The organism is Sphingomonas sp. P2_B6 (genome assembly GCF_056404755.1).
Genome location: NZ_JBFUDK010000004.1, coordinates 380,009 through 405,250 on the forward strand (window position 1 = coordinate 380,009; position 25,242 = coordinate 405,250).

The following is a 25,242-nucleotide window of genomic DNA, read 5'->3' on the forward strand; positions in this document are numbered from 1 at the left end:
GCCCCTTAGAGACTTTTCGCGCGATAGGAAATGCCACAGGAATTGAAGATTATATTGGCACGATGAATGCCATTAATTTTCATGACGTATTGACGTAATTTGATTATACGATGTGGAGACGAATCCGCGGGGGCGGATCGCCAATGCGGGGGATAGTCGATGGCAACGCCAGTATCGGACGATATCGATGCGGTCGGCACGGAAGATGGAATCATCTTCGTCACTCTCCGGGCCTATGATCAGGACGATGGCGATTCGACTCCCCCCATTTTCCGCCTGGACGACCTGCCGGCCAACGGCACGCTCACGGATTACCTGGGCAATCCCGTAACCGTCGGGGCGGATTACGTTGCCGACTATCTGGATCCCGACACCGGGCTCTGGACCGTCGTGCTCTATTTCACGCCCGATCTCGACTGGAGCGGCGTCACTGATTTTCACTATGTCGCGGTCGATAGCGATTCGGAGGTCTCTGCTCCGTCAACCGCGACGATCACGGCGGATCCCGTCGCCGACGCGCCGCTGATCGACGTCAACATCAACGATCAGCCCGACGTGCTCGGGCCGGCCGAGAACGTGACCGGCACGTCCAGCCAGGAGAATGGCCCGATCGTCACCGCGCTCGACGGCGGTCGCACGCTCGTCGTCTGGCAGCAGGGGTTGTTCCCCGGAAGCGTCAGCGCACGCATATATGACGCGAGCGGTGCGCCCGAAGGCGCTGCCTTTGCCGTTACCGCCAGCGGCGGAGTCAACGAGATCCAGCCCTCCGCCGCCGGGCGGCCGGATGGCGGCTTCGCCATCGCCTGGGTCGTCGACGGCGGGTCGACCGGCGGCGGCGACATCGTCACGGCTTTCTACGACGCCGGAACGACGACGCCGGCGCTTGTCGTGAGCACGGCGGCGAGTACCACGGGGCGCGAGGCCGATCCGACCGTGACGGCGGTCGGTGACGGCTTCGTCGTCACCTGGGCAGTGGAAAATGCCGGCGCCGCCGACATCTATGCCCAGCGTTATGAGGCGGACGGCACCACCGACGGCGGCCCCTTCCTGGTCATGACCGGTGCCGATCCCGGCTTCAACTCCGGGTCCAGTTTCGATCCCCCGGCGCACCATGTCGCGGCGGTGGGGGATGACGGCGCCTTTGTCGTCGCGGCCCAGAGCGGCGGGATGATCGTCGCGACGCGCGTCGACGAGACCGACACGCCCGGCCCGCAAACCCCGGCGAACAGCAGCGGCGGAACGCTGCCGGCCGTGACCGGACTGGCGAACGGCGATTTCGTGGTGGTGTGGCAGCAGGACGACGGCTCAGGCAGCGAGGAACTGCACGTCACCCTGTTCCATTGGGACGGCACCGCGGCGGTGCTCGACTTCACCCCGCTCAACCTGGCCTCTTCCGCAGAATTCTCGGTCGATGTCGCCGGCCTGCCCGACGGCCGGTTCGTCCTTGCCTGGATCGGCAATAACGGCGTCGACGGCACCAACGATATCTTCACGCAGGTCTTCTCAGGAAATGGCACCCCGGCGGCGGGGGGCGCGGTGAACGTCAGCAACACCGGCATGAACGGTTCGGGTCAGCCGATCCAGGATGCGCAGCCGACCATCACCGTCAATGACGACGGCACCTTCACCGTCGGCTGGCTGCAGCTTCGCGCCAGCGGCGGCACCGACCAGGACATCTTCATCCGTCACTTCGATCCGACCCCGGAGTTTATTCACGTCCGGGCCGGAGACACGGTCGAGTTGCCGACCACCATCACGCTCGCCGATCAGGACGGTTCGGAGATGCTGAACCTGGTAACGATCGGCCAGCTTCCCGAAAACTTCACGCTGTCGGCAGGGCATCGCGCGGACAGCGGCGATCCCACCAGCGCCTGGGTGATCGATCGCAGCGACCCGGGCGATGCGGCCTTTCTCGATGCGCTGGCCGCTGGCACCGCGCACCTGACCATCACCACCGCCGCCGACTATAGCGGCGGCCTCCAGCTGGAGCTCAATGCGTCGAGCGTAGAGATCGGCGATCCGACCGCCATCGAGGGATCGAGCACCTACACCATCCTGCTCAACGTCGCACCTGGCGTCGATGCGGTCGATGACGTGCTTGCAGCGGCCGAGGACACCCCGATAACCTTCGCCGCCGCCGACATCCTCGGCAATGACGGCGTCGCGAGCAACGAGACCCTGGTGATCGACAGCGTCAGCGCCTGGTCGGGCGGCAGCGCGGTGCTCAATGCGGACGGCAGCGTCACCTTCACGCCCGATGCCGATTTCAGCGGCGACGCCCATTTCGACTATGTCACGCGCAACGGCGCCGGGTTGACTGATACCGCCACCGTCACCGTCGCCGTCGCGTCGGTCAACGACGCACCGGTGCTGGATCTCGATATCTTCGAAGCCGGCAACGACGCGGTCGCGACCTATTATGAGGGTGACCCGCTGGCGGGCCTGGCGCCCTTTGCGACCCTGACCGACGACAATACGAGCTATGACGGCGCCACGCTGACCGTGACCATCAGCAACAACGGCACGGCCGACGACCAGCTTACCGTCAATGACGTCGGGGCCGGGCCGGGTGAAATCGGCGTGTCGGGCCTCACCCTCAGCTATGAGGGCACGATCGTCGGCACGCTCAACGGCGGCACCAATGGTGGCCCGCTGATCGTCGTGTTCAATGCCGATGCGTGTGGCTGCGCGGTCCAGGCGACGATGCAGAACATCGCTTTCTTCACCAGTTCCGATACGCCCACGACTGACCAGCGCACCCTGGACTTCAGCCTGGTCGACGGCGGCGGCACCGATCTCGGCGGATTCGATACGGGCAGCGCGCAGCTCGTGCTGGACGTCGTGGCGATCAACGATGCGCCGACCGCGACCGCGCCGCTGACCGATTATGCCGCGACCGAGCAGGTCGCGCTCGACATCAAGAATAGCGGCCTTTCGGTCGCCGACCCCGATGCCGGCACCGGCGAGGTGACGGTGACCCTCGGCGTCGACTACGGCGTGCTGCATGTCGAGGCGGGCGGCACGAGCGTCGTCATCACGGACAATGACAGCTGGCAGGTGACGCTGACCGGCACGATCGACGAGATCAACGCCCTGCTCAACAGCGACGCCAGCAGCGTCGTGACCTACACCGCCGACGACGATTTCCCGCCGTCGAGCGCCACGCTGATGCTCGACATCCATGATGGCGGCAACAGCGGCGACGGCGGCGAGCAGAGCGGCGGCGCGACCGCCAATATCGTCATCACCGCGATCAACGACGCGCCTCAGCTCGATCTCGATTATTTCGCCTCGGGCAACAATGCCGTCGCCACCTTCACGGAAGGCGACGGACCGGTCTATCTCGCCTTCGACGCGGTGTTCGACGACGACAATGAAGATTGGGACGGCGCGACGATGACCATCTCGATCGCCGGCGCGACCGCTGGCGATCAGCTGACCATCGAGGATGTCGGCACTGGCCCCGGCGAGCTCGGTGTCGACGGATCGAACATCACCTATGAAGGCGATGTGGTCGGCACGTGGAGCGGCGGCGTCAATGGCGCCCCGCTGGTCGTCACCTTCAACGCCGATGCCTGCGCCTGCGCGATCGAACTGCTCGCCGCCAGCATCCTCTACGAGAATATCGACGATCTCTCCGCCGCCAGCACGCGCGACGTGACGTTCAGCTTCGTCGACGGCGCCGAGACCGCCAGCGCGACCGTCGCGCTCGACGTCCTCCCTTATGCCGAGATCCTGACCGGCCCGGACGTGACCGGCGACGAGGACGTAGCGATCGCGCTGACCGGCATCGTCGTCGACGGCGTCGCGGCCGACCCGGCGACCAGCCTCGTGACGGTCACCCTTGAGGTTGCGCATGGCACGCTCGACATCCGCACCGACGTGGCGGGCGGAATCGACGCGAGCGCCATCACCGGCGGCGCCGACGGTTCGAACACCATCACCCTCACCGCCACGCAGGATCAGATCAACGCGACTCTCGCGGCGGCGAACGGCCTGACCTATCTCGGCGATCAGGACTATAACGGGCCTGACGAGCTCGACATCTCCGCCATCGCGGTCAATTCAGGCGCGCCCATCTCCTTCACGCCCTTCCCGTCGCTGCCCGTCGGCACTCCGCCCACCGCGCTCGGCTTCGCTGACCTTGACGGCGATTCCGCCGCCGAGATCGTGATCGGAGTCGAGGGCGGCATCATCGTGTTCGGCAGCACGTTCAGTGGCGGCTTCGGAATACCCGACGGCTCGCCCCGCGCCTTCGCCTTTGGCGATTTCGACGGCGATGGGGTGACCGATATCGCATTCTCCAGCGAGGGCGCGGGCAGCGGCGGCTATGTCGGCTATGTCTCGTCGATCACCGGCGACACCGAGACGATCGCGGCGGTCCCCTATGCCTTCGACCTGGTGGCGGCCGATCTGGACGGCGATGGCCTGACCGACCTGGTCGTCACCGATGCCGACAATGGCCGTGTCGGCGTGATGCTGCAAAGCGCGCCCGGCGTCTTCCAGCCGCCGGCCTATTCGACGACGACCAGCCAGTTCATCGCTTCGGTCGCGGTCGGCGACGTCAATGGCGACGGCTTTCTCGACCTGCTCGCGGGCAGTGCCGGCACCTTGCCCGGCATGACGCCGCCGGGCGCGATCGATCTGCTGCTCGGCAATGGCGACGGTACCTTTGGATCGGCGACCCAGATATTGAGCGGCGCTTCCCATATCACCGATCTGATGCTTGGCGATTTCAACGGAGATGGCGCGCTCGACATCGCCTTTTCCTCGATCGCCGACCCGTCCGATCCGAGTTCGATCAGCGGGGTGCAGGTGGCATTGGGCAATGGCGACGGCAGCTTCGCCGCCGCGGTCGGCTATACCACCACCAGTGACGGCACCCCCGCCCAGATCGTCGCGGCCGACCTCAATGGGGATGGGTTCATCGACCTGGTCGTCACCAACGGCAATGATCCGGGCACGATCTCGATCCTTGCGGGCAATGGCGACGGCACGTTCCAGGCGCCGGTCGATCTGGGCAGCGACGGGATCCCGGTTGGGATCGCCCTCGGCGATCCCGATGCTGACGGCGACCTGGACATCATCGTCGCCAATATGCTGGACGGCACGCTCAGCGCCTTTAACAACAACAGCATCGGCGGTCCGGGCGGTTCAGGCGTCTCGGCCATTGTCGGCATTACCGTCGATCCGGTCGACGATGCCGGGGTGGCGACGGACGATACCGGCTTCACCCTGTTCGAGAACGCGACCGTGATCGTCGACGTGCTGGCCAACGACACGGATGTGGACAGTCCGGCGCCGGTGCTGGCGACGGTCAATGGCGCGACGCTGGTCAACCCGGGCGATTTCACTACCCTGGCCTCGGGCGCGCGCGTGTCGCTCAACGCCGACGGCACGTTGACCTATGATCCGCATGGGGCGTTCAACAGCCTGATCGACCTCGCAACCGCGACCGCGACCGGCGCGGTCAACACCAGCGCGATCGACAGCTTCTCCTATACGCTGGACGGTGGCGACACCGGCACGGTCTCGGTGACCATCAACGGCGTGAGTTCCGCCGACGACCAGCTGGCCGGCGATACCGGCGCCAATGTGCTTCTCGGCCGAAGCACTGCCGACCTCTACATGCTCCAGCATGGCGGCACCGACAGCGCATCCGGCGGCGGCGGCAATGACGGCTTCTATTTCGGTGCCGCGCTGGATTCGACCGACAATGTCGATGGAGGCGCCGGCACGGACGACCAGGTCGGGTTGCAGGGTGATTATACTGGCCCGAACGCGCTGACCTTCGGCGCGAACAACCTGGTCGGCATCGAAACGCTGGTGATCTTCTCCGGCAACACGACGAGCTTCGGCGACACGAGCGGCAGCCAGTACAGCTACGACCTGACCACGATCGACGCCAATGTCGAGGCGGGCAAGACACTCACGGTCAACGCCAATTTGCTGCAGGCCGGTGAGAACCTGACCTTCAACGGCGCGGCGGAAACCGACGGCTCCTTCCTGATCTATGGCGGCCAGGGCCACGACGACCTGACCGGCGGTCAGGGTAGCGACGCGTTCTTCTTCGGCGATGACGGGCGCTTCACGGCGGCTGACCAGGTCGACGGCCAGGGAGGCCTGGATGACCAGCTTGGTCTGCGCGGCGATTATTCGGGCGGCGTCACCTTCCTCGCCACGACCATGACCAACATCGAAACGCTGGTGCTGATATCGGCGACCGATGCGCGGTTCGCGGCGCCGGGCACGGCGTTCGATTACGATATCACGCTCGACGACGCGAATGTCGGCGCCGGAAAGGTGCTGACCATCTCGGCCAATGCGCTGAAAGCCGGCGAGGACGTGGCGTTCGACGGCTCGGCCGAGACCGACGGCTCCTTCCGCTTCATGATGGGCGCCGGCAACGACTCGATGACCGGCGGCGCGAATGCCGACCAGTTCTGGGGCAGGCTCGGCCAGGACGTGATGACCGGCGGCGGCGGCAACGACACCTTCTATTTCCGCGCCATCACTGAATCGACCACCGGCGCGATGGATCAGATCACCGACTTCAATGCCGGCGATCATATCGATCTTTCGGTGATCGACGCGAGCACCGCGGCCGGCGGCAACGACGCCTTTTCGTATATCGGGGGCAGCGCGTTCAACCATGTCGCGGGCGAGCTTCGCGTGTCGGGCTCCGGCACCAGCTGGACGGTCGAGGGCGATGTGGACGGGGACGGCATTGCCGATTTCGCGATCGCCGTCACGACACTTGGCGCATACAGCTTCACGGGGAGCGATTTTGTCTTATAGGTGGCAGATGGTTCTCGGTTTTACAGGGGAAACTTGGATGAAGCAGGTCGTCAAGCCAACCGGGACGCAGCCCGCCTTGCAGCCGCGACGCGTTTGGGTGGCTCCGCGAGTCGAGAAGATGAAGGCCGGCGACGCTGAAAACAGCTTCGATCCGATCATCCCGGACGGCGCACTCAGCTTCGGCTCCTGATCCGCCGGCTGCCGCGATGAACGCGCTCGTGGCGCGCCGCCTGCCGGGAGTGGTCGAGGCGGAAGTCGATGGCGAGCTCGTCGCGCTCCATATCGAGAATGGCACCTGCTACAGCTTCAACGCGACCGCGGCGCGTATCTGGGCATTGCTCGATCGCCCCAGGAGCGTCGCCGATATCTGCAACGCCCTGGCCACCGAATTCGACATCGATCCCGCCACCTGCGGGGAACAGGTCTTGCTCATGCTCCGTGACCTGGAACAGGATGGCCTTGCCGTGCTGGAGACCGGCCCCGCCTGACGCCGGTCAATCGACCTCCGCGTCCAGATAGGCTTGCACCGCATCCAGCGTCGGCTCGAACCAGTCCGGGCTCCACGGCCGCTCCAATTCAAGCACCGGTACCCTGCCGATCAGTTCGACGGAGGCGACCCAATGGCGTCGCGTATGGCCAAGCGTGGCGATGTAGCGGCCGCGATAGGTATTCGCGAGCACCGCGTTCAGCGCCTCCGCGCCGCGCAGCCGCCTGATGGCCACGCGCCGCGCCTCCTCGGCGCGCCTGAGCACGAAGATGGCACCAAGCTCCATCTGCGCGGGTGCGCCGTCCCGACGCGCGGGCACATTATACTTATCCCGCCCGTCAAGCGCCCGTTCGAAGCCGTCAGTGGTGCGGCCGGACCGCTCGAGCGAATCGCGCCAGAGCCGCATGTGCGGAATGCCGGCATAAGCGACCGGCCTGCCGGCATCGTCGGCCCCGATCACGCACACATCGTCCGACAACAGCGCATGGCCGCGGTCGTGGAAGAGCGACGCCAGGGTCGACTTGCCGGCACCGGAGGCGCCGGTAAACGCGATCGCCCGGTCGCCGATCGCCACCGCATTGGCATGGAGCGGCATCAGGCCGCGTTGATGCAGCAACGCGCCGAACGCGGAGCCCAGCAGGAACAGGCGAATGTTGCGCGGCGAAGCGCCGTCGACTGGGTCGACGAGGATCCGGCAACCCTGTTCGATGCCGTAGCGCGCGATGCCGGGCACATGGAGCACGGCCCCCTTCCCGCTCACCACCAGCTCCTGGACGTCGGAACGCGCAACGCCCAGATCGGCGAAACGGATAGCGACATCGGCACCTTCGCCCGGCGCGGGGTGAAGTTCGGGCAGCGCCATTTCCGATCTGATGGTCAGGCCGAACAGCGCATAGCGATAAACGAGCCGGTCGCCGGGAAGGTCCGTCATGGTCCGGCGCGCACTCCCTGGTCCAAACCCGGCCCTGCTATGCGCCGCCGCGTCACTTGTCGACTCGCCCTGAATGAGGTGGCGGACAGGATGAGACCAGCGCTTGGAAAATCCCCCGCGCATTCAGACACAATCAACGCGACCCTAGAATGCGACGTCGAAGCCAAGCCTTATGCTGCGCGGCTGAAGCGGGGTGATCTGGTTGCGGTCCCGGACCAGGAAAGGCGACCCGAGCGCGAAGCGGTTGCCGCGGGCGTCGAGCAGGTTGGTCAGCGACAATGTCACCGCGCGCTTTGCGTTGCCAACCCTGAATTCGAGGCCGGTATCGAGATAATCGCCCTGGAGCTGCCCGAGGATCGCGCCGATCCCGAGCGTCGATTTTCCGACATAGCGGCCATAGCCGTTCACCTCGAAATCGAGCTTGTCCGACAGCGGCGTGGCATAAGCGAAGCCGAGCCGGCCGGTGGCATCGGCGACATTGGGGAGGCGATCGAAATTCGTCTGGGCGAGATCGGCCGGCAAGGTGGTCGTCCCGCCGACGATCACGAAGCTGCTCAGATCGCGCGTCGTCACCTTGCTGTCGTTGAGATAGATCGACGCGTCGAACGACAGGCCGTGAAGCGGTTGCCAGCGTGCCGACAGCCCGACTGACAGGACGCGGCCATCTCCCACATTGGCCGTGGTGGGGAAGCCGAAGCCATCGATCAAATCGGCCTGGATATCGTTCCAGCGCGACCAGGACGCATTCAGCGACAGGCTGAAAGTATCGCCGCTATAGCGAGCGCCGCCTTCAGTGGTGGCGACCCGATCGCCCTTGAAGCGCTGCACGAAATCCTGCCGCACCGCGATCCCGCCAGGGCGAAAGCCCTGCTGGTAGCGGGCGAACAGCGTCAGCCGGTCGGTCGCACGCCAGGCGAGCGCGGCGGAGGGCAGGAACCGGGTTTCCGATCGGTCGCTGTTCGCGCCCGGATCGACCCTCAAGGCGACGGCGCGGAGCGCATCCTCGGAATCGCCCGCCAGACGGGAATGGGTTAGCCGCCCGCCGAATGTCAGCGTCAGCCGGTCGACCGGCTCGACCGACGTCTCGCCATAGAGCGTCTGTTCGTCCACCTGGTTGCGCACGCCGGTCAGCATCGCGGTGAGCGGCCCGACATCCATCAGGCGGTTCACCCGTGCCTCATTGTGGAGCACGCTGAGACCGATCACCCACCCCGTCCCGTCCGGGCCCCGGCGCGCGAGCCGGGTCTCGGCGGTAATCATCGAGATGCGGTCGGTCTGGATATAGGCGGCGGCCGCGGCGTCCACGACCGGCTTCACCACCGGGTCGAGCGGGTCCGCCAGTGCCGCACCTTCGAACTGCTCGAAGACATATTGATGGGCATAGCCGAGCGACGAGGTCAGCTCGAGATTACCCCATTGCTTGCGCACGACCAGGTCGCCGAGCCAGTAATCGTTGCGATAGGGCTGCGCCACGTCGCTGCTGCGGGTAAGGCCGTCGCCGCCACGTTCGGCATATTGGCTGTCGGCACCGTCGATGCGCTGGCCGACGCCGCTGAGGTCGATCGTCCAATCGTCCGCCGGCACGAAGCGCAGGGCGGCGCGGCCGCCGATGGTGCGGACGTCGTTCACATCCTTCAGTCCGCGGCCGGTATCGTCGATATAGCCGCCGTCGACGGAGCCGAAGGCAAGCGCGCGAAAGGCGAGCCGGTCGTCGACGATCGGCACGTTGAAGATGAGCCCGCCATCGACCCCGGCCTGGCCATGCTGCACGGCCTGTGCGCCACTCCAGATCGTGCCGCCGGTCAGGTTCAGATCGGGCGCGCGCGGCACCACGCGGACGACGCCGCCGAGTGACCCCGCGCCATAGAGCGTGCCTTGCGGTCCTTCGAGCACTTCGACGCTGCGGATGTCGTAGAGGCGCAGGCTGGGATCGGGCGCGCTGTAGGTGATCCGGCTATTGCCCCAATATTGGCCGACAGTGGCCTGGGTGGGACCGACAAAGCTGGAATCGGCGATGCCGCGAATGAACAGCTTGTTGCGGCCGGGGCCAAGATGCGTGGAGACGACGCTGGCGACGCGCGCGCCGATCGCGTCGGTGCCGCGCGCCCCATCTGCCTTCGACACGGTATCGCCGTCGATGATCTGCACGCCGCCGGGATAGACGCTGAGCGGCACGCTGCGCTTGGATCCCGTCACGACGATTTCCGCTGTGGCGGTCTCATCCGGCACGGTGACCGGTTGCCGCGGCGCCCCGCGCGCGACGCGTACGGGTGGCGGCGGGAGCGGCACATATTCGATGAGAAAGGTGTTGGTCGCGACCCGCCGGGCGGCGAGGCGGGTGCCCAGCAATATCCGCTCGAGCGCCTGGGCCGCGGTGAATTTGCCGCGCACGGCCTTCACCCGCTGCGTCGCCAGCCGGGAGTCGCGAAAGCCGATGCTGGTGCCGCTCTGACGGCTGAGCAGTCGGATCGACTGGTCGAGCCGGGCAGCGGGAATGTCGATATCCGCCGCCTGCTCCTGGGCATGCGCAGGCGCGCCGATCAGCAGGACTGCGGCGATCAGGGGAAGGGAGAGAGCGGTGTTAGTGCCGCCGGACATTGGCTGGGGTCATCGTCCAGCTATCGCCCCGCTCGGCAAAGGTCACGCCGAGAAGCGGGCCCGCGCGCGCCAGCACTTCGCGCGGAGGCCCTCGCAACACCAGCGTACCGGTGAAGCGAAGGCGTGCTGCCCCGTTTGCGACCCGAATCGAGCGTCCGGTATTACGGGAGAGATCGCGCGCGACCTGATCGAGCGTCGCATCGTCATATTGGAGCTGGCCCGATTGCCAGCTGCCGATTCCTTCCGGGCTGGCCCTGCGCAGCGCTGGCGCGGCATCACGGTCGGCCCGGGACAGCGCGTCGCCCTGGTTGAGCCGGATGCGCTGCTTGCCTGCCTCATAGTCGACAGCGCCTTTGGCGACCGCCACATCGAGGGCATCACCGCTCCGCACCACGTTGAAGACAGTGCCGATATCGATGAGCCGGGTGCCATCGGCGACCACGACGAACGGGTCCTTCGCATCATGCTTCACGTCGAACAGCGCTTCGCCCTGGGTCAATGTGACCTGGCGCGGCGCATCGGGATCGAACGATACGCGCGTGTCGCCGTTCAGCATGACGCGCGAGCCATCGGCGAGATCGATCGTCCGGTGCTCGCCCTGCGCCGTCGCGACTTCGTGCACGGGCGCATCGCGCAGCAGCACCGTCCCGCTGACCACTGCCACCAGCGCCGCCGCGATCGCGCCGCCGGCGGCAAACCAGCGCCCGCGCAGGGGGGAGTGCGCGGGCGCTGTCGACGCCGCAACAGGGGATGCGGCGAAGAGCTGGGCCGCCCAGGAATCGTCTTCCAGAGCCACCTCATAAGCGGTCAGGTGGCGGGGATCGCTCTCCAGCCATGCGGTGAGCCCGTCCCAATCGGCGAAGGACGCGTCATGGGCACGGATCGCCCAGAGCCGCGCTGTTTCTCCAATCATACCAGACCCTTGTTCCATCATGCCCACCTCACTGACATGACGGACTCGCTTTCGCTATTCCGCATCGAACTGTTCCTTGAGTTCGGCGAGGGCGCGATAGGCCTTTTGCAGATCCTTCTCGACCGAGCTGAGGCTGACCCCCAGGTCGCGGGCGATCGCGGCCTGGCCGACGCCGTCGAGGCGATAGCGGCGAAACACCTGCTCGACACGCGGGCCGAGCCCGGCCAGCATCGCTTCGGCCTGGCGGACACGTTCGCGCGCGATCAGCACGCGCTCGCCCAGCGGCTCGTCCTCGGGGGTCGGGCCGGCGTCGTGCCAGTCCATCTGGCGACGCTCGCGGCTGACCAGCGAGCGGCGGCGATCGCGCATCAGATTCTCGGCGGCACGGAACAGATAGGCGACCGGATCAGCCACGGGCTGTCCAGGCGCGATGGCGACGCGCTGCCACAGGTCGTGCAGCACATCCTCTGCTTCGTCGCCGGCGCCGCGCGCGGCGAGGAAGCGCAAAAGCCGCGCACGCTCGTTCAGGATGACGCGCTGCAGGCCGTCGATTGACTCACCGTCCATGGCGCGACGCAAAGCATCCGGAGACTGACTTGCCAAGCCCCGACGCCGCGCCGCAGCGTCTACCTGCCGCGACGTGAAGACCGGTCCCCCGACAAGCATCAGAGACCCGCTCCAACCACCGACTCCGTCTCCGCGCGGGCGCGGGCAAAAGCAGAGATATGGGGTTCCTCCCGCCGTGGCAAAACCCGCGGCGCCGCTGGCGTGCCTGTGAGCCACGCGAGCGGGCCAGTCGCCTGGCCGTTCAGCCGCACCTCGAAATGGAGATGGCTGCCGGTCGAGCGGCCGGTGGAACCCATCGTCGCGATTTCCTGACCGCGCTCGACCCGCGCGCCGGGCCCGACGAGGAAGCCGGAGAGATGCGCATAGCGCGTCACCAGCCCGCCGCCATGATCTACCTCGATCATATTGCCATAGCCGCCCGCCTTGCCGGCGAAATGCACCACCCCGCCCGCGGCCGCCAGCACGGGGGAACGGAGCGGCCCGGGTATGTCGATGCCGCTGTGCAGGGCGGGCCGGCCCAGGATCGGATCAACGCGCCAGCCGAACCCGGAGGACAAGCGCGGCAGGTCGACCGGTACCGGCGTTTTCGGCGCCGCGACCGGCATTTCGGGCAAGGACGCGGACTGGATCACAGGTTCGCGCCGGACGGCATCATGCCCACCAGGTAGCCTGTCGTTATCGACCGCCGCCATCCCCGAGCTGCCCAAAAGCCACAAGGCACCGGTCAGCGGAAGGGCGGGAAGCACTGGCATTATGACTGAAGGACGGAGACCTTCCGCCCGTCCCGTAAGCCTGATTCAATTATTTTTTGCGGTCCCGTTTCGGCTGCGGGAATGGCCGCGGCGCTCCGTCCCTCAGTTCACCAACAACGGCTGCACTCAGGAGACGAAGGGTGAATTCGACCGAACGCCGCATGCTCGACATGCTCAAGAAAGGCCGCGACCGCTTCGGCGTCGTCGCGGTGAAGGCGGAATTCGAAGCGGAAGGCACGCGTCCCGACGAGCTGCTGCGCCTGCTCGAGCTCGCCTATCGCGCCGACCTGAAGGTCGCGCTCAAGATCGGTGGCTGCGAAGCGGTGTCGGACCTGCTCGCCTCGAAACTCTACGGCGCCAATTACATCATCGCGCCGATGGTCGAGACGCCCTATGCCCTGTCGAAGTTCGTCGAGGCCAAGGCCAAGGTCTATGGCGACGACAGCGACACGCAGTTCCTGTTCAACCTCGAGACCGAAACGACGCTGCGCAATCTCGAAGCGATGCTACCGCTCGCCAAGGTGGCGCTGGATGGCGTGGTGTTCGGCCGGGTCGACTTCACCCTGTCGCGCGGCCTGCCGCGCGGCGCGATCAATGATCGCGGGATCACTGACGCGGTGCTCACCGTCGCCAGGTCCTGCGCCGAGCACGGGCTGGAACTGGTGGTCGGCGGGTCGGTCGCGGTCGAATCCGGGCCCGCGCTGCGCGAGATGCACCGCATCCGCCTCGACCGGTTCGAGACGCGCAAGGTGATCTTCGACGGCAGCGCCGCCGACATGCCCGGCTTCGAGGCGGCGATCAGCAATGCGGTCGCGTTCGAGCTCGCCTGGCTGGAGAACAAGCGCGATTATTATCGCACCATCGCCGACGAGGACCAGTCGCGCATCCGGATGATCCAGGATCGCATGGCCGTCGTCGCGCGCGGTCGGCTGGCCAGCGTCGCTGCCTGATCCGGACATGTCGCTGAAGGAGGAAGTTGCCGCCTTGATGCGAGGCGTTGCCGCGACCGCGGTGACGCCGCGTTTCCGCACGCTCGCTGCCAGCGAGATCGCGGAGAAGAGCCCGGGCGAGATCGTCACCAGCGTCGACCGCGAGGCCGAGCGGCTGTTGCACGAAGGACTGGAGCTGATCGGTATCCCCGCCCGCATCGTCGGCGAGGAAGCGGCGGAGCACCAGCCCGAGCTGCTCGACGGCATCGGCGAGGGGCTGGTCTGGCTGATCGACCCGCTCGACGGCACCGCCAATTTCGCCGCGGGCCGCGCGCCCTTCGGCATGATGGTGGCGCTGGTCGAGGAAGGCGTGCCGCTCGCCGGCTGGATCCTCGACCCGCTCAGCGGGCGGATGTGCCATGCCGCAAGGGGTGCCGGCGCTACCTGCGACGGCGTGCCCGTGCGCAGCAGGCCGACGGGCAATGCCATGCCGGTCGCGGCGCTGGGCACGCATTTCATGACGCCGGAATGCCGCGAGCGCGTCCATGATCTCGCCGATACGCGGTTCGAGCGCGTGCCCGTGCCGCGCTGTGCCGCCGAAAGCTATCCACGACTGGTGCTCGGCGAGAATGACCTGACGCTGTTCCAGCGCACCCTGCCCTGGGACCATGCCGCAGGCGCGCTGTTCCTGACCGAAGCGGGCGGCTTCGTCACTGACTGGAACGGCACGCCGTACCGGGTCGGCAGCGGCCGCGGCATCCTTGCCGCCGCCGACGAGCGGCTCTGGGCGACCGGTGCCGAGATATTGCTCGGGCCGGCGGCCGGCCTGATCGAAAGAGAAGATTGCCCCATATGATGACGTCCTGGAAGCGAGTGCTGCTCGGCTGCGTGTTCGCGCTGCCGCTGATCCCGGCCGAGGCGGGCGCGCAGCTTTCCCCGCCCGTGTCGTCCACCGGGCAACAGGGTGGCGCCGATGCAATCTCGCGCGGGGCCGCTGCCGGGCAGGTCGCCGTGCCGCAGGCGGAAGTCCGGCCTTACGAGCCGACCGTCATCGACAGCCGGCCCGGCGCGCCGCAGCCCGACAGCGCCGCCGATCCCGTGACGAAGAAGCAGCCGGCACCCCGAGTAGCGAACGAGTTCGAGGCGTTCGTCTCCGAGGCGGCGGGCAAGCCGCTGCGCCGCTTCGGGGCCGAGCTGCTGGTGCCCGGCGCGCGCGACTTCACCGTGGCGCCCACTACCACCGTGCCGCCGGATTACCGCCTCAACCCCGGCGACGAGTTGCTGCTCGGCCTGACCGGATCGGTGCAGGCGGCAGATTTGCGGCTGACGATCGACCAGGAGGGCCGGATCTTCGTGCCGCGCGTCGGCGCGATCACGGTCGGTGGCATGCGCTACGGCGATGTCCGCGACGTGATCGCGCGCCAGGTTTCGCGCCAGTATCGCGGCTTCGATCTGCAGGTGTCGGCCGGGCGGCTCCACGGCATCACCGTTTACGTGACGGGCTTCGCGGCGACGCCGGGCTCCTATACCGTCAGCAGCCTGTCGACCCTGGTCAATGCCGTGCTCGCGGCCGGGGGACCTTCCTCGGGCGGCAGCTTCCGTTCGATCCAGCTTCGCCGCGACGGGAAACTGGTTTCGGACTTCGACCTCTACGACCTGCTGCTCAAGGGCGACAAAACCGGCGACGCAGCGCTGCAGAATGGCGACGTCATCCATGTCGCGCCGGCCGGCGAGCAGGTCGCCGTGATCGGCAGCGTCAATCGCGAAGCCATTTTCGAGATCGCGCCGGGCGAGACGCTCAACGATGCCGTCCTTTATGCCGGCGGTGTCAACACCGTGGCCGACGACAGCCGGCTGATGGTGCTCGATTCGCTCGGCAAGTCCGAATCCGGCTGGCGGCAGGTCACCGCCGCCGAGGCGAAGAGCCGCAAGGCGCGGCGCGGCGATATCGTCCGCGTGCTCTCCGATGTCGGTATTGCGCGCCCGATCGATCAGCAATCCGTGCTGGTGACGATCAGCGGCGAGGTGGCGCGGCCGGGCCGCTATTATTTCCGTCCGGGCACGAAGCTGGAAGACGTGGTGACTCAGGCGGGCGGCCTTACTCCTCAGGCCTTTCCCTATGCCAGCGTGATCACGCGCGAGAGCGTCAAGGCGCAGCAGAAGCTGAGCTTCGACCGAGCGATCAAGGACATGGAGTTCCAGCTCACCGCCCAGCCGGTGGTCTCGGCCAATCGCGCGCAGCTCGCCCAGCCAGGCAATCTCGCTTTGGTCCACTCGATCGTCGAGCAGCTCCGCACGCGCGAGCCGAGCGGGCGGCTGGTGTTCGACCTGCCGGTCACGGCGCCGGCGCTGCCCGGCGACGTGATCGTCGAGAATAACGACACCATCTATGTGCCGCCGCGGCCGGTGACGGTAGGCGTGTTCGGTGCGGTACCGAGCCCGGCGTCCTTCGCCTATCGCGACGGCAGTTCGATCGGCGACTTCATTCGGTCGGCGGGCGGCGTGCAGCAACTCGGCGACAAGAGCGAGATCTTCGTGGTGCGCGCCAACGGCACCGTGCTGGCGAACGGCAAGAAGATAGTGCACGCGCCGGCGCTGCCGGGCGACCTGGTGTATGTGCCGATCGACGCCAATCGCGGCGAGTTCTGGGCGCGCCTGCGCGACATCACGGGCAGCCTGTTCGGCGGCCTGGTCGGTGCGGCGTCGATCAAGGGACTGGCAAATTGACGATGATCGCGCGCTTGACCGATGCGGTGCGCGATCCGCGCTCGCGGCGCCTCGGCTATATGGTGCTGGCGCTGCTGCTGGCGGCGCTGTGCGTCTTCCCGCGCCCCTATGTCGCCCGGGCGAAGATGGTGCCGCAGGACAGCAACAGCGTCGGGCTGGGATCGATGATGAATGCGCTCGGCGGCCAGCTCCAGGGTTTCGCCGCCTTGCTCGGCGGCGCCAAGCAGCCGATCGACATGTATCTCGCCATCTCGCGCGGCACCGAGGTGACGGATGACGTGATCCGGCGCCTGAAGCTGGTCGGGCCAGAGGGTTATGCCAGCGCCGATGCGGCTCGGCTCGCTTTGGCCCAAAAGGTCGATGTGCATTCGCTGACTGGCGGCATCGTCGAGGTCGAGGTCCGCATGCACGACCCGGCCAAAGCGCAGGCGCTGACCGGCGCTTATGTCCAGGCGATCAGCGACCGGATCATCGCGCTGGGCCGCGACCGGGTCCGCCGCAAGCGCGACGTGGTGCAGGACCGCTTCAAGGAAGCCGCCACCCGCGTGACCACCGCCGAAGCGGCGCTCAACGGCTTCCGCCGGCGCAACAACCTGGCCGAGCCCGAAGCGCAGCTTGGCTCCGCCCTGTCGCTGCGCGCCGGGCTCGAAGCACAGCTTCAGGCCAAGCTGGTCGAGCTGGAGACGCTGCAGCGTTTCCAGGGGCCGGACAATCCGCAGCTCCAGTCAGTCCAGTCGGAAGTCGCCTCGATCCGCGCGCAGATCGCGCGTACGGCCGAAGCGAAGGTCGGGGTCACGGGACCGAACGTCGCCGGCCTGTCGCAGGTCTCGGGCGAATATCTCAACCTCTATCGCGACTATCGTTTCGCCCAGGCACTGTACGAAGTCTATGCCCGGTCGTCCGAGGAAGTGGCGGTCGAGACGCTCGCCTCCGAAACCGCCTCGGACGTGCAGGTGATCGAAGCGCCGCGCCTCGATGCCGATCGCAAGTACAACATCTCCGCGGTTGCCCTGCTTGTCCTGACGATACTGGCGGCGTTGTTCACCGAAATCTACGCGCCGGCGACCGGCATCGACCTGGGTCTGAAGCGCCGCGAGGACGGTGCGCGATGACTCCCAACGACGGCGCCGGAGCCGACGGGGCGATCGAGCTGTCGATCGTCATCCCCTGTTACAATGAGGAGGAGAATGTCCTGGCGATCTGCGCCGCCGTGACGGCGGAGGCGGAACGCCATGTGCGGTCGCACGAGATCATCCTGATCGACAATGATTCGACTGATCGCACCCGCCTGCTGATGCGGCATCTCTGCGCCGAGGACCCGCGCATCCGGGTGATCTTCAACAACCGCAATTACGGCCAGATGCGATCACCGACCTATGGCATCTATCAGGCCGAGGGCGCGGCGGTGATCGGCATGTGCGCCGATTTCCAGGATCCACCGGAGATGATCGGGGCCTTCGTCAAGCAATGGCGTGCGGGCGCTCAGGTGGTGCTGGCGCAGCGGCGATCCGAGCGGACGCCGCCTTTGCTGACGGCCGCGCGGTGGCTGGGCTACGGCTTGCTCAATCGTTACGGCGACTATCCGGTGATCCCCGGCGCGACCGGCTTCGGCCTGTATGCGCGCGAGGTGATCGACACGCTCGCGGCGTGGAACGAGCCCGAGCCGTTCTTCCGCGGCATGCTGGTCGAGAGCGGGTACCGCCTGGCGATCCTGCCGTTCGACCGGCCCGAGCGCGCGGCGGGCGAGACCAAGAACAATCTCGCCGCGCTGTATTCCTTCGCGCTGTCCGGCCTTGCCGGATCGGCCAAGTCGCTGCTGCGTCTGCCGATCCCGCTTGCCTTCCTGGCGGCCGCAGGAGTCGTGCCGCTTGCGGCGGGCGCGGTGGCAACCGCGATCATGGGTGGCAGCGCCTGGCCGCTGTTCGGCCTGACGATCGCCACCGCGATGTTCGCGATCATCCTCCTGTTCCTCGGCCTGATCGGCGAACAGGTGCGCATGCTCGCCGAGCGCAGCCGCAACGTGCCGCTGGTGATCGAGGAGGAACGGCTCAACTTCCCCGCCGCCCGCGCCCGGCCCGCCGCGCGGACGCTGGTGCGCGGGCCATGAGCACCCGGACGCGGCTTTCCCTGCTGCCCGAGGTCGCGCTGGCGCTTGCCGTGGTGGCGAGTGTCGCATGGACGGCCATGCAGTTCCGCGAGACTGGCTTCCTGCCCCAGCCCTTCGTGTTCGACACCAACGACACGTTCATGGACTGGTTCAACACCGCTTATTGGGCGAATCATCCCGGCGCTTTCTCGGTGTGGCGGACGGTCTATCCGCCTTTGTCCTTCGTCTTCCTCGATCTGTTCAGCCTGCCCGGCTGCTATCTCCAGTCGCCCTTTTACGCGCGCGACTGCGACTGGTTCGCGCGCTCGACGATCATCGGCTTCTATCTGCTCGATGTGGTGCTGGTCTGGTGGAGCTTCCACCGCGCCGATCCGCGTACCGCGCCGATGCGCGCGATCGCTTTCGGTCTCGGCCTGCCGCTGCTGTTTACGCTGGAACGCGGCAACCTGATCCTGGTCGCCCTGCCCTGTTTCATCATTGCACACGGGCCACTCGTCCGATCGAGCGCATGGCGCGCGCTCGCGGCCGCCGCGACGATCAACTTCAAGCCCTATCTGCTGCTGCCGGTGCTTGCCCAGGCCGTGAAGCGCGACTGGCGCGGCCTCGAACTGGCAGGTCTCGCCACCATCGCGCTTTATCTCGTCACGCTGGCACTCATCGGCAGCGGCACGCCGGGTGAGATCGCGGCGAACACCGCCAACTGGGTCGTCTTCCAGGGCGGGCAGGTGTGGAACGAGATCCATTATTCGACCAGCTATGCGCCGCTGCTCCAGGTCCGCAACGCGCAGATCCCGGTGCTCGATTTCGTGCCGTCGCGCACGGTCGAGACGATCGAACGGATCGTGCCGCTCCTGATCCGCGCCAGCCAGGGCGTGGCGGTGCTCGCGCTGGCCGCTGCCTGGCTGCAGCCGCGCGCGCTGCCGCCGCACCGCGTCGCGACGATCCTGCTCGGCGCGTTCCTCGTGACGCAGTCGCCGGGTGGCTATACCCAGGCGTTCCTGCTGTTCCTCGTGCTGCTCGAGCCGTGGCGCGGCGCGGGGCCGATCACCGCGATCGTCTGCGCTTATCTGCTCTGCCTGGTCGCCGACTGGCCATTGTCGACCGTGCTCGACCTGTCGCTCGACAGCTGGCTCGGTGGTCGTCCGGTGAGCCCGAGCTTCGGCCTCGCCATCGGGCATTTCGTCCGGCCGGGCCTGGTCGCGCTGATCCTGTGGTCGCTCGCGCTCGACAGCGTGGCGCGGGCGATCCGCGCGCATGCGGCCCATCGCCCCTCGCTCGGGCTGATGCCGGCATGATCCTGGAGCAGGATCTCGATGCGGTGCACACCGCGCTCGCGCCGTTCTGGTGGCGCCTCGCCGGCGCGCGCATCTTCATGACGGGCGGCACCGGTTTCATCGGCCGCTGGATGCTCGAAGCATTGGCCCGCGCCGAGACCGATATCGAAGTGACCCTGCTGAGCCGCGACCCCGCCGCTTTCGCCGCCAGGGTGCCGCATCTCGCGCGGCGCTTCCAGCTCGTCGCGGGCGACGTCACCGACTTTGCACCGCCCGGCGGCCGGTTCACGCATGTGATCCACGCCGCGACCGACGCCAGCGCCGCGCTCAACGCCAATGATCCGCGCCGCATGTTCGACACGATCGTCACCGGTACCCGCCGCGCGCTCGACTTCGCGGTCGATCGCGGCGCCGAACGGTTCTTCTTCCTCAGCTCGGGCGCGGTCTATGGCGCGCAGCCCTGGGACGTCACGCATGTGAGCGAAGACTGGATGGGCGGTCCCGATCCGCGCGATCCACGCTCCGCCTATGGCGAAGGCAAGCGCGCCGCCGAGATGCTCTGCGCCATCTACGGCAAGCAGTTCGGGCTCGAGACGGTCAACGCCCGCATCTTCGCGCTGCTTGGCCCGCTCCTCTCGCTCGACATCCACTTCGCCGCGGGCAATTTCATCCGCGATGCGATCGCCGGCCGGACCATTCGGGTCGAAGGCGCGGGAACCGCGGTACGATCCTATCTCTATGCCGCCGACCTGACGGTGTGGCTGTGGACATTGCTGATCGCCGGCGAGCATGGCGCCGTCTTCAACGTCGGATCGGAGGAAGCCGTCTCGATCGCCGAGTTGGCGGCGCGCACCGCTGCCTTGCTCGGCGCGCCCGATGTCGAGATTCTCGACCGGCCCGATCCCGGCTGGAACCCCGGCCGCTATGTGCCGTCGAACGCGGCGATCCGCGGCGCGCTCGGCCTTACCCCCATAATCGGCCTCGACGAGGCGATCCGGCGCACCGCGCTTTGGAACGGATGGACACCATGACCCTGATGAAACTCTCCGACTGGGTGGCCGAACGGCTTGCCCGGCACGGCATCGAGCATGTCTTCATGCTCACCGGCGGCGGGGCGATGCACCTCAACCACTCGCTCGGCACGCATCCCGATCTCGCCACGACCTTCACGCATCACGAGCAGGCGCTGTCGATGGCAGCGGAGGCCTATTACCGGCTGACGAACCGGCTGGCGGTGGTGAACGTGACCTCAGGCCCGGGCGGCACCAATGCGATTACCGGGGTGTACGGCGCCTATGTCGATTCGATCGGCATGCTGGTGCTGTCGGGCCAGGTGAAGCGCGAGACCACGGTGCGCGCGACGGGCCTGCCCTTACGCCAATATGGCGACCAGGAGCTCGACATCGAGGAGTTGATCCGCCCGATCACGAAATATGCGACAATGGTCAACGATCCGCAGACGATCCGCTACCATCTCGAAAAGGCGCTTCACCTCGCGACCAGCGGACGGCCCGGGCCGGTCTGGCTCGACATTCCGCTCGACGTGCAGGCCTCGAAGATCGATCCAGATTCGCTGCCCGGTTTCGACCCGGCCGAGCTGGACGAGCCCTGGACCGCCACCGACCTTTCGGCCACCGCCGGGACGATCCTCGACCTGATCCGCGGCGCCGAACGCCCAGTGGTGTTCGCCGGCGGCGGCGTACGGCTGTCGGGCGCCTATGACGATTTCCTGACGCTGATCGAAAAGCTCGGCGTGCCCGTCGTCACCGGCTGGAACGCGCATGACGTGCTGTGGAACGACCACCCCCTCTATGCCGGCCGGCCCGGCACGGTGGGCGACCGCGCCGGCAATATGGTCACGCAGAGCGCAGACCTGTTGCTGGTGCTCGGCAGCCGGCTCAACATCCGCCAGGTCAGCTATAATTGGCAAAGCTTCGCGCGCGCGGCGTTCAAGATCTGGGTCGACATCGACCCCGTGGAGCTGCGCAAGCCCAATGTCGTGCCCGACATGCCCGTGGTCGCCGACCTTGCCGGACTGATCCCGGCGCTGCTCGACCAGCCCTATGCCGGCCCCAATGAAGATCACCGCGAATGGATGGAGTGGGCGCGCGAGCGTGTGCGCCGCTTCCCGGTCGTGCTGCCCGAATATCACGACCATGGGCCGCTGATGCACCCCTATGTCGCGATGGACGCGCTGTTCCGGCAATTGGGCGAGGACGATCTGGTCGTCACCGGCAATGGCAGCGCCTGCGTCGTCAGCTTCCAGGCGGCGGAGATCAAGCGCGGCCAGCGGCTCTGGACCAATTCGGGCTGCGCCACGATGGGATACGAGCTGCCCGCAGCGATCGGCGTGTGCGCCGCGACCGGTGGCAAGCAGCGCGTGATCGCCATCGCCGGCGACGGCAGCATCATGATGAACCTGCAGGAGTTGCAGACGATCGCGGGTTACGGCCTGCCGGTGAAGATCTTCCTGATCAACAACAGTGGCTATGTCTCGATCTTCCAGACTCACCGCAACTTCTTCAACGGTGTGGAAGTGGGCGGCGGGCCCAAGAGCAACGTGACCTTTCCCGATTTCTCCAAGGTCGCCGGCGCGTTCGGCTTCGCCTATTTCCGGGCGGACACGCATAACGAACTGCCCGGTGCCATCGCCACGGCGCTGGCGACCGAAGGCCCGGTACTGTGCGAGCTGTTCGTCGACGAGCATGTCTCCTTCGCGCCCAAGCTCGGCGCAAAGGCGCATCCCGACGGGCGGATCACCTCGCCTGCGCTGGAGGATCTGTCGCCCTTCCTGCCGCGCGAGGTGCTGCGCGAGAATATGCGAATCCCGCTATGGGAAGAATCGTGATCGCGGGCGGGGCGCGGCGCCCGCTGCGCTTCCTTGTGGCCGGCGCGGCGAACACGGCGTTCGGCCTCGCCATCTATCCGCTGCTATTGTGGAGTTCGCCCATACTCCACCGCCATTATCTGATCGCGCTGGGTATCGCCCAGGCGATCAGCCTGTGCTTCGCCTTTACGACCTACAAGCTCGGCGTCTTCCGCACGCGCGGCAACATCCTGCGCGAATTCGGCACCTTCTCCAGCTTCTACCTGCTCAACTATGCCGCCAACTGGGCTACCCTGCCGCTGCTGGTCGAGGTCGCCGGCCTGCCGCCGGTACTGGCACAGCTCGGCTTTACCGCGGTGCTGATCGTCGGCAGCTGGTTCTGGCACAATCACGTCACCTTCCGCCGGACGGACGAGCGGAAGGCGGCGGAACCGAGGCCCGCTCAGGCGGCCGATCGGATCGCGTAGCCAGTGGTGGCCTGATAATCGGCAATCTGCCCGCGGGTGACGGCGCGCGCATCGGCACCGCGGGCGACGGCCTTGTGCCAGTTCACGATCCAGTCGAGCGCTTCGTCCAGCGCGAGCGCCGGGTGCCAGCCAAGCGCGGCGCGCGCCTTGGAGCAATCGAGCCGCAGCAATCCCGCCTCATGCGACCGTGGGCCGGTATCGGGCAGCGCATCCGCCGCGCCGCCGCCCCAGGCCGCGCGCATCCGCTCGACGATCCAGGACACCGGCCGGGCATCCTCGTCGGACGGACCGAAGTTCCAGGCATCGGCGAACTGCCGCTCGCCGGCGAGCAACCGCTCGGCGATCATGAGATAGCCGCCCAGCGCCTCCAGTACATGCTGCCACGGCCGCACCGCATCGGGCGCGCGGATCAACGGCGCCACGCCCGCCTCGAAGGCACGGACCAGATCGGGCAACAGGCGATCGGCCGCCCAGTCGCCGCCACCGATGACATTGCCCGCGCGGACTGACGCGAGCAGCGGCCCGCCATGGTCGAAGAAGGAGCGACGCCAGGCCGACACGACCAGCTCGGCCGCGCCCTTGCTGCTGCTATAGGGATCGTGCCCGCCCATCGGGTCGCTCTCGCGATAAGGCCAGATCCATTCGCGATTCTCATAGCATTTGTCGCTGGTGACGCAGACGATCGCCTTCACGCCCGGGGTGCGCCGCGCTGCATCCAGCAGGTGCACCGTGCCCATCACATTGGTCGCGTAGGTCTCCACGGGCTCGACATAGGACAGCCGCACCAGCGGCTGGGCGGCGAGGTGGAAGATAATTTCGGGCCGGGTGGCCTCGACCACGGCGCGCACGGCGGCGAGATCCCGCACATCGCCTTCGACATGCCTGACCACCCCCGCGATCCGCGCTGCCTCGAACAGGCTAGGCTCGGTCGGCGGCGCCAGCGCGAAGCCGGTGACCTCGGCGCCCATCATGTGGAGCCACAGGCTGAGCCAGCTGCCCTTGAAGCCGGTATGCCCCGTGACGAGCACCCGGCGACCGCGCCACGCGCCGCTCACCAGCGCTTCCACGGGGCGTTGCCCGCGCGCCACAATTCGTCGAGCTGCATCTTGTCGCGCAGCGTATCCATCGGCTGCCAGAAACCGTCATGCCGATAGCTCATCAACTCCCCACGCCGCGCCAGCTGTTCGAGCGGGCCGGATTCCCACACGGTCTCCGGCCCGTCGACCAGATCGAGCACCGACGGGTCGGCAACGAAGAAGCCGCCATTGATCCGCCCGCCATCGCCCGCCGGCTTTTCGCGGAAATCGGTGACCAGATCGCCATCGAACTCGAGCGCGCCGAAGCGTCCCGGTGGTGTGACCGAGGTGATCGTTGCGCGATGGCCATGCGCCTTGTGGAAGCGCACCAGTTCGCCGACATCGATGTCCGCCACGCCGTCGCCATAGGTCAGGCAGAAAGGCTCGTCGGGATCGAGGTGATGGCGGATCGCCGCCAGCCGGCCGCCCGTCATGGTCTCCGCGCCGGTATCGACCAGGGTGATGCGCCACGGCTCGCTGCGGGCGAAATGCACCTCCATGCCGTTGCCCCCGCGCAGGTCGATCGTGACGTCCGACGTGTGCAGGAAATAGTTCGCGAAATATTCCTTGATCAGATAGCCCTTGTAGCCGAGGCAAATGACGAAGTCATTGAATCCGGCCGCGGAATAGATCTTCATGATGTGCCAGAGGATCGGCATGCCGCCGATCTCGACCATCGGTTTCGGCCGCACATTGGTTTCTTCGCCGAGCCGGGTGCCCAATCCGCCAGCCAGGATTACGGTTCGCATCGTCGCTCCACGTCATGTCTTCACCAGCATGACGAAACCG

19 protein-coding genes are annotated in these 25,242 nt (G+C 67.0%); 12 read left to right on the plus strand and 7 right to left on the minus strand.

Features of this window, described 5'->3' with window-relative positions; translation table 11 throughout:
• The first annotated feature begins 159 nt into the window (after positions 1–159).
• The 3 genes from AC1DX5_RS08495 to AC1DX5_RS08505 are packed head-to-tail and all read left to right on the plus strand — an operon-like array spanning position 160 to position 7,286.
• Entirely contained in the window at positions 160–6,798 is a 6,639-nt protein-coding gene (locus tag AC1DX5_RS08495; RefSeq protein ID WP_478014828.1) for a beta strand repeat-containing protein, read from the plus strand.
• 37 nt (positions 6,799–6,835) lie between these two features.
• Entirely contained in the window at positions 6,836–6,988 is a 153-nt protein-coding gene (locus AC1DX5_RS08500; protein ID WP_465173844.1) for a hypothetical protein, read from the plus strand.
• Between the two features lie 16 nt (positions 6,989–7,004).
• The gene (locus AC1DX5_RS08505; RefSeq protein ID WP_465173845.1) at positions 7,005–7,286 is read left to right on the plus strand and encodes a PqqD family protein; all 282 of its coding nucleotides are present in this window, start codon (positions 7,005–7,007) and stop codon (positions 7,284–7,286) included.
• Positions 7,287–7,292: 6 nt separating this feature from the next.
• Here AC1DX5_RS08505 and AC1DX5_RS08510 read toward each other — a convergent pair whose 3' ends face one another.
• From AC1DX5_RS08510 to AC1DX5_RS08530, 5 genes are all read right to left on the minus strand, one after another.
• Positions 7,293–8,216 carry an HPr kinase/phosphorylase gene (locus tag AC1DX5_RS08510; RefSeq protein ID WP_478014830.1) on the minus strand — a complete coding sequence of 308 codons (924 nt, stop codon included), beginning with the start codon at positions 8,214–8,216 and terminating at the stop codon, positions 7,293–7,295.
• A gap of 144 nt (positions 8,217–8,360) precedes the next feature.
• A complete protein-coding gene (locus AC1DX5_RS08515) occupies positions 8,361–10,814 on the minus strand; it encodes a TonB-dependent receptor (RefSeq protein ID WP_465177047.1) in 2,454 nt (817 codons plus the stop codon).
• Positions 10,798–11,727, minus strand: coding sequence for a FecR family protein (locus AC1DX5_RS08520; protein WP_478014832.1), 930 nt, complete (start codon positions 11,725–11,727; stop codon positions 10,798–10,800). The genes AC1DX5_RS08515 and AC1DX5_RS08520 overlap by 17 nt, the downstream gene beginning before the upstream one ends.
• Positions 11,728–11,781: 54 nt before the next feature.
• The gene (locus AC1DX5_RS08525; protein WP_478014834.1) at positions 11,782–12,294 is read right to left on the minus strand and encodes an RNA polymerase sigma factor; all 513 of its coding nucleotides are present in this window, start codon (positions 12,292–12,294) and stop codon (positions 11,782–11,784) included.
• Between the two features lie 98 nt (positions 12,295–12,392).
• Entirely contained in the window at positions 12,393–12,986 is a 594-nt protein-coding gene (locus AC1DX5_RS08530; protein ID WP_478014836.1) for a M23 family metallopeptidase, read from the minus strand.
• 200 nt (positions 12,987–13,186) lie between these two features.
• Between AC1DX5_RS08530 and AC1DX5_RS08535 the strand changes: the two genes are divergently transcribed.
• From AC1DX5_RS08535 to AC1DX5_RS08575, 9 genes are read left to right on the plus strand one after another with little or no spacing between them, the layout of a single operon-like run.
• Positions 13,187–13,996: an aldolase/citrate lyase family protein gene (locus AC1DX5_RS08535; RefSeq protein ID WP_478014838.1), complete on the plus strand. Its 810-nt coding sequence runs from the start codon at positions 13,187–13,189 to the stop codon at positions 13,994–13,996.
• Between the two features lie 37 nt (positions 13,997–14,033).
• A complete protein-coding gene (locus tag AC1DX5_RS08540; protein WP_478014899.1) occupies positions 14,034–14,831 on the plus strand; it encodes an inositol monophosphatase family protein in 798 nt (265 codons plus the stop codon).
• A complete protein-coding gene (locus AC1DX5_RS08545) occupies positions 14,828–16,702 on the plus strand; it encodes an SLBB domain-containing protein (protein ID WP_478014840.1) in 1,875 nt (624 codons plus the stop codon). The genes AC1DX5_RS08540 and AC1DX5_RS08545 overlap by 4 nt, the downstream gene beginning before the upstream one ends.
• A 2-nt stretch (positions 16,703–16,704) precedes the next feature.
• Positions 16,705–17,814 (plus strand): capsule biosynthesis protein, encoded by a 1,110-nt coding sequence (locus tag AC1DX5_RS08550; RefSeq protein ID WP_478014900.1) that lies wholly within the window; start codon positions 16,705–16,707, stop codon positions 17,812–17,814.
• A complete protein-coding gene (locus AC1DX5_RS08555; protein WP_478014842.1) occupies positions 17,811–18,809 on the plus strand; it encodes a glycosyltransferase family 2 protein in 999 nt (332 codons plus the stop codon). Before AC1DX5_RS08550 ends, AC1DX5_RS08555 begins: the two co-directional genes overlap by 4 nt.
• A complete protein-coding gene (locus tag AC1DX5_RS08560) occupies positions 18,806–20,104 on the plus strand; it encodes a hypothetical protein (protein WP_465173854.1) in 1,299 nt (432 codons plus the stop codon). Before AC1DX5_RS08555 ends, AC1DX5_RS08560 begins: the two co-directional genes overlap by 4 nt.
• A complete protein-coding gene (locus tag AC1DX5_RS08565) occupies positions 20,101–21,114 on the plus strand; it encodes an NAD-dependent epimerase/dehydratase family protein (protein ID WP_478014844.1) in 1,014 nt (337 codons plus the stop codon). The genes AC1DX5_RS08560 and AC1DX5_RS08565 overlap by 4 nt, the downstream gene beginning before the upstream one ends.
• Complete coding sequence (locus tag AC1DX5_RS08570; RefSeq protein ID WP_478014845.1) at positions 21,111–22,931, plus strand: thiamine pyrophosphate-binding protein; 1,821 nt, start codon at positions 21,111–21,113, stop codon at positions 22,929–22,931. Before AC1DX5_RS08565 ends, AC1DX5_RS08570 begins: the two co-directional genes overlap by 4 nt.
• Positions 22,916–23,377, plus strand: coding sequence for a GtrA family protein (locus AC1DX5_RS08575; RefSeq protein ID WP_478014846.1), 462 nt, complete (start codon positions 22,916–22,918; stop codon positions 23,375–23,377). Before AC1DX5_RS08570 ends, AC1DX5_RS08575 begins: the two co-directional genes overlap by 16 nt.
• Here AC1DX5_RS08575 and rfbG read toward each other — a convergent pair.
• Both rfbG and rfbF read right to left on the minus strand, forming a co-directional pair.
• Complete coding sequence (gene rfbG / locus AC1DX5_RS08580; RefSeq protein WP_478014848.1) at positions 23,353–24,444, minus strand: CDP-glucose 4,6-dehydratase; 1,092 nt, start codon at positions 24,442–24,444, stop codon at positions 23,353–23,355. The genes AC1DX5_RS08575 and rfbG overlap by 25 nt on opposite strands.
• Positions 24,429–25,202, minus strand: coding sequence for a glucose-1-phosphate cytidylyltransferase (gene rfbF, locus AC1DX5_RS08585; protein WP_465173859.1), 774 nt, complete (start codon positions 25,200–25,202; stop codon positions 24,429–24,431). Before rfbF ends, rfbG begins: the two co-directional genes overlap by 16 nt.
• Positions 25,203–25,242 lie beyond the last annotated feature (40 nt).

Excerpts from the sequence above, each read along its gene's own strand:
- AC1DX5_RS08505 (WP_465173845.1), top strand. The coding sequence starts at position 7,005 with ATGAACGCGCTCGTGGCGCGCCGCCTGCCGGGAGTGGTCGAGGCGGAA.
- AC1DX5_RS08525 (WP_478014834.1), bottom strand. The coding sequence starts at position 12,294 with ATGGACGGTGAGTCAATCGACGGCCTGCAGCGCGTCATCCTGAACGAG.
- AC1DX5_RS08570 (WP_478014845.1), top strand. The coding sequence starts at position 21,111 with ATGACCCTGATGAAACTCTCCGACTGGGTGGCCGAACGGCTTGCCCGG.
- AC1DX5_RS08555 (WP_478014842.1), top strand. The coding sequence starts at position 17,811 with ATGACTCCCAACGACGGCGCCGGAGCCGACGGGGCGATCGAGCTGTCG.
- AC1DX5_RS08550 (WP_478014900.1), top strand. The coding sequence starts at position 16,705 with ATGATCGCGCGCTTGACCGATGCGGTGCGCGATCCGCGCTCGCGGCGC.
- AC1DX5_RS08530 (WP_478014836.1), bottom strand. The coding sequence starts at position 12,986 with ATGGCGGCGGTCGATAACGACAGGCTACCTGGTGGGCATGATGCCGTC.
- AC1DX5_RS08495 (WP_478014828.1), top strand. The coding sequence starts at position 160 with ATGGCAACGCCAGTATCGGACGATATCGATGCGGTCGGCACGGAAGAT.
- AC1DX5_RS08540 (WP_478014899.1), top strand. The coding sequence starts at position 14,034 with ATGCGAGGCGTTGCCGCGACCGCGGTGACGCCGCGTTTCCGCACGCTC.
- rfbF (WP_465173859.1), bottom strand. The coding sequence starts at position 25,202 with ATGCGAACCGTAATCCTGGCTGGCGGATTGGGCACCCGGCTCGGCGAA.
- AC1DX5_RS08545 (WP_478014840.1), top strand. The coding sequence starts at position 14,828 with ATGATGACGTCCTGGAAGCGAGTGCTGCTCGGCTGCGTGTTCGCGCTG.
- AC1DX5_RS08560 (WP_465173854.1), top strand. The coding sequence starts at position 18,806 with ATGAGCACCCGGACGCGGCTTTCCCTGCTGCCCGAGGTCGCGCTGGCG.
- AC1DX5_RS08500 (WP_465173844.1), top strand. The coding sequence starts at position 6,836 with ATGAAGCAGGTCGTCAAGCCAACCGGGACGCAGCCCGCCTTGCAGCCG.
- AC1DX5_RS08510 (WP_478014830.1), bottom strand. The coding sequence starts at position 8,216 with ATGACGGACCTTCCCGGCGACCGGCTCGTTTATCGCTATGCGCTGTTC.
- AC1DX5_RS08515 (WP_465177047.1), bottom strand. The coding sequence starts at position 10,814 with ATGTCCGGCGGCACTAACACCGCTCTCTCCCTTCCCCTGATCGCCGCA.
- AC1DX5_RS08565 (WP_478014844.1), top strand. The coding sequence starts at position 20,101 with ATGATCCTGGAGCAGGATCTCGATGCGGTGCACACCGCGCTCGCGCCG.
- AC1DX5_RS08575 (WP_478014846.1), top strand. The coding sequence starts at position 22,916 with ATGGGAAGAATCGTGATCGCGGGCGGGGCGCGGCGCCCGCTGCGCTTC.
- AC1DX5_RS08520 (WP_478014832.1), bottom strand. The coding sequence starts at position 11,727 with ATGATTGGAGAAACAGCGCGGCTCTGGGCGATCCGTGCCCATGACGCG.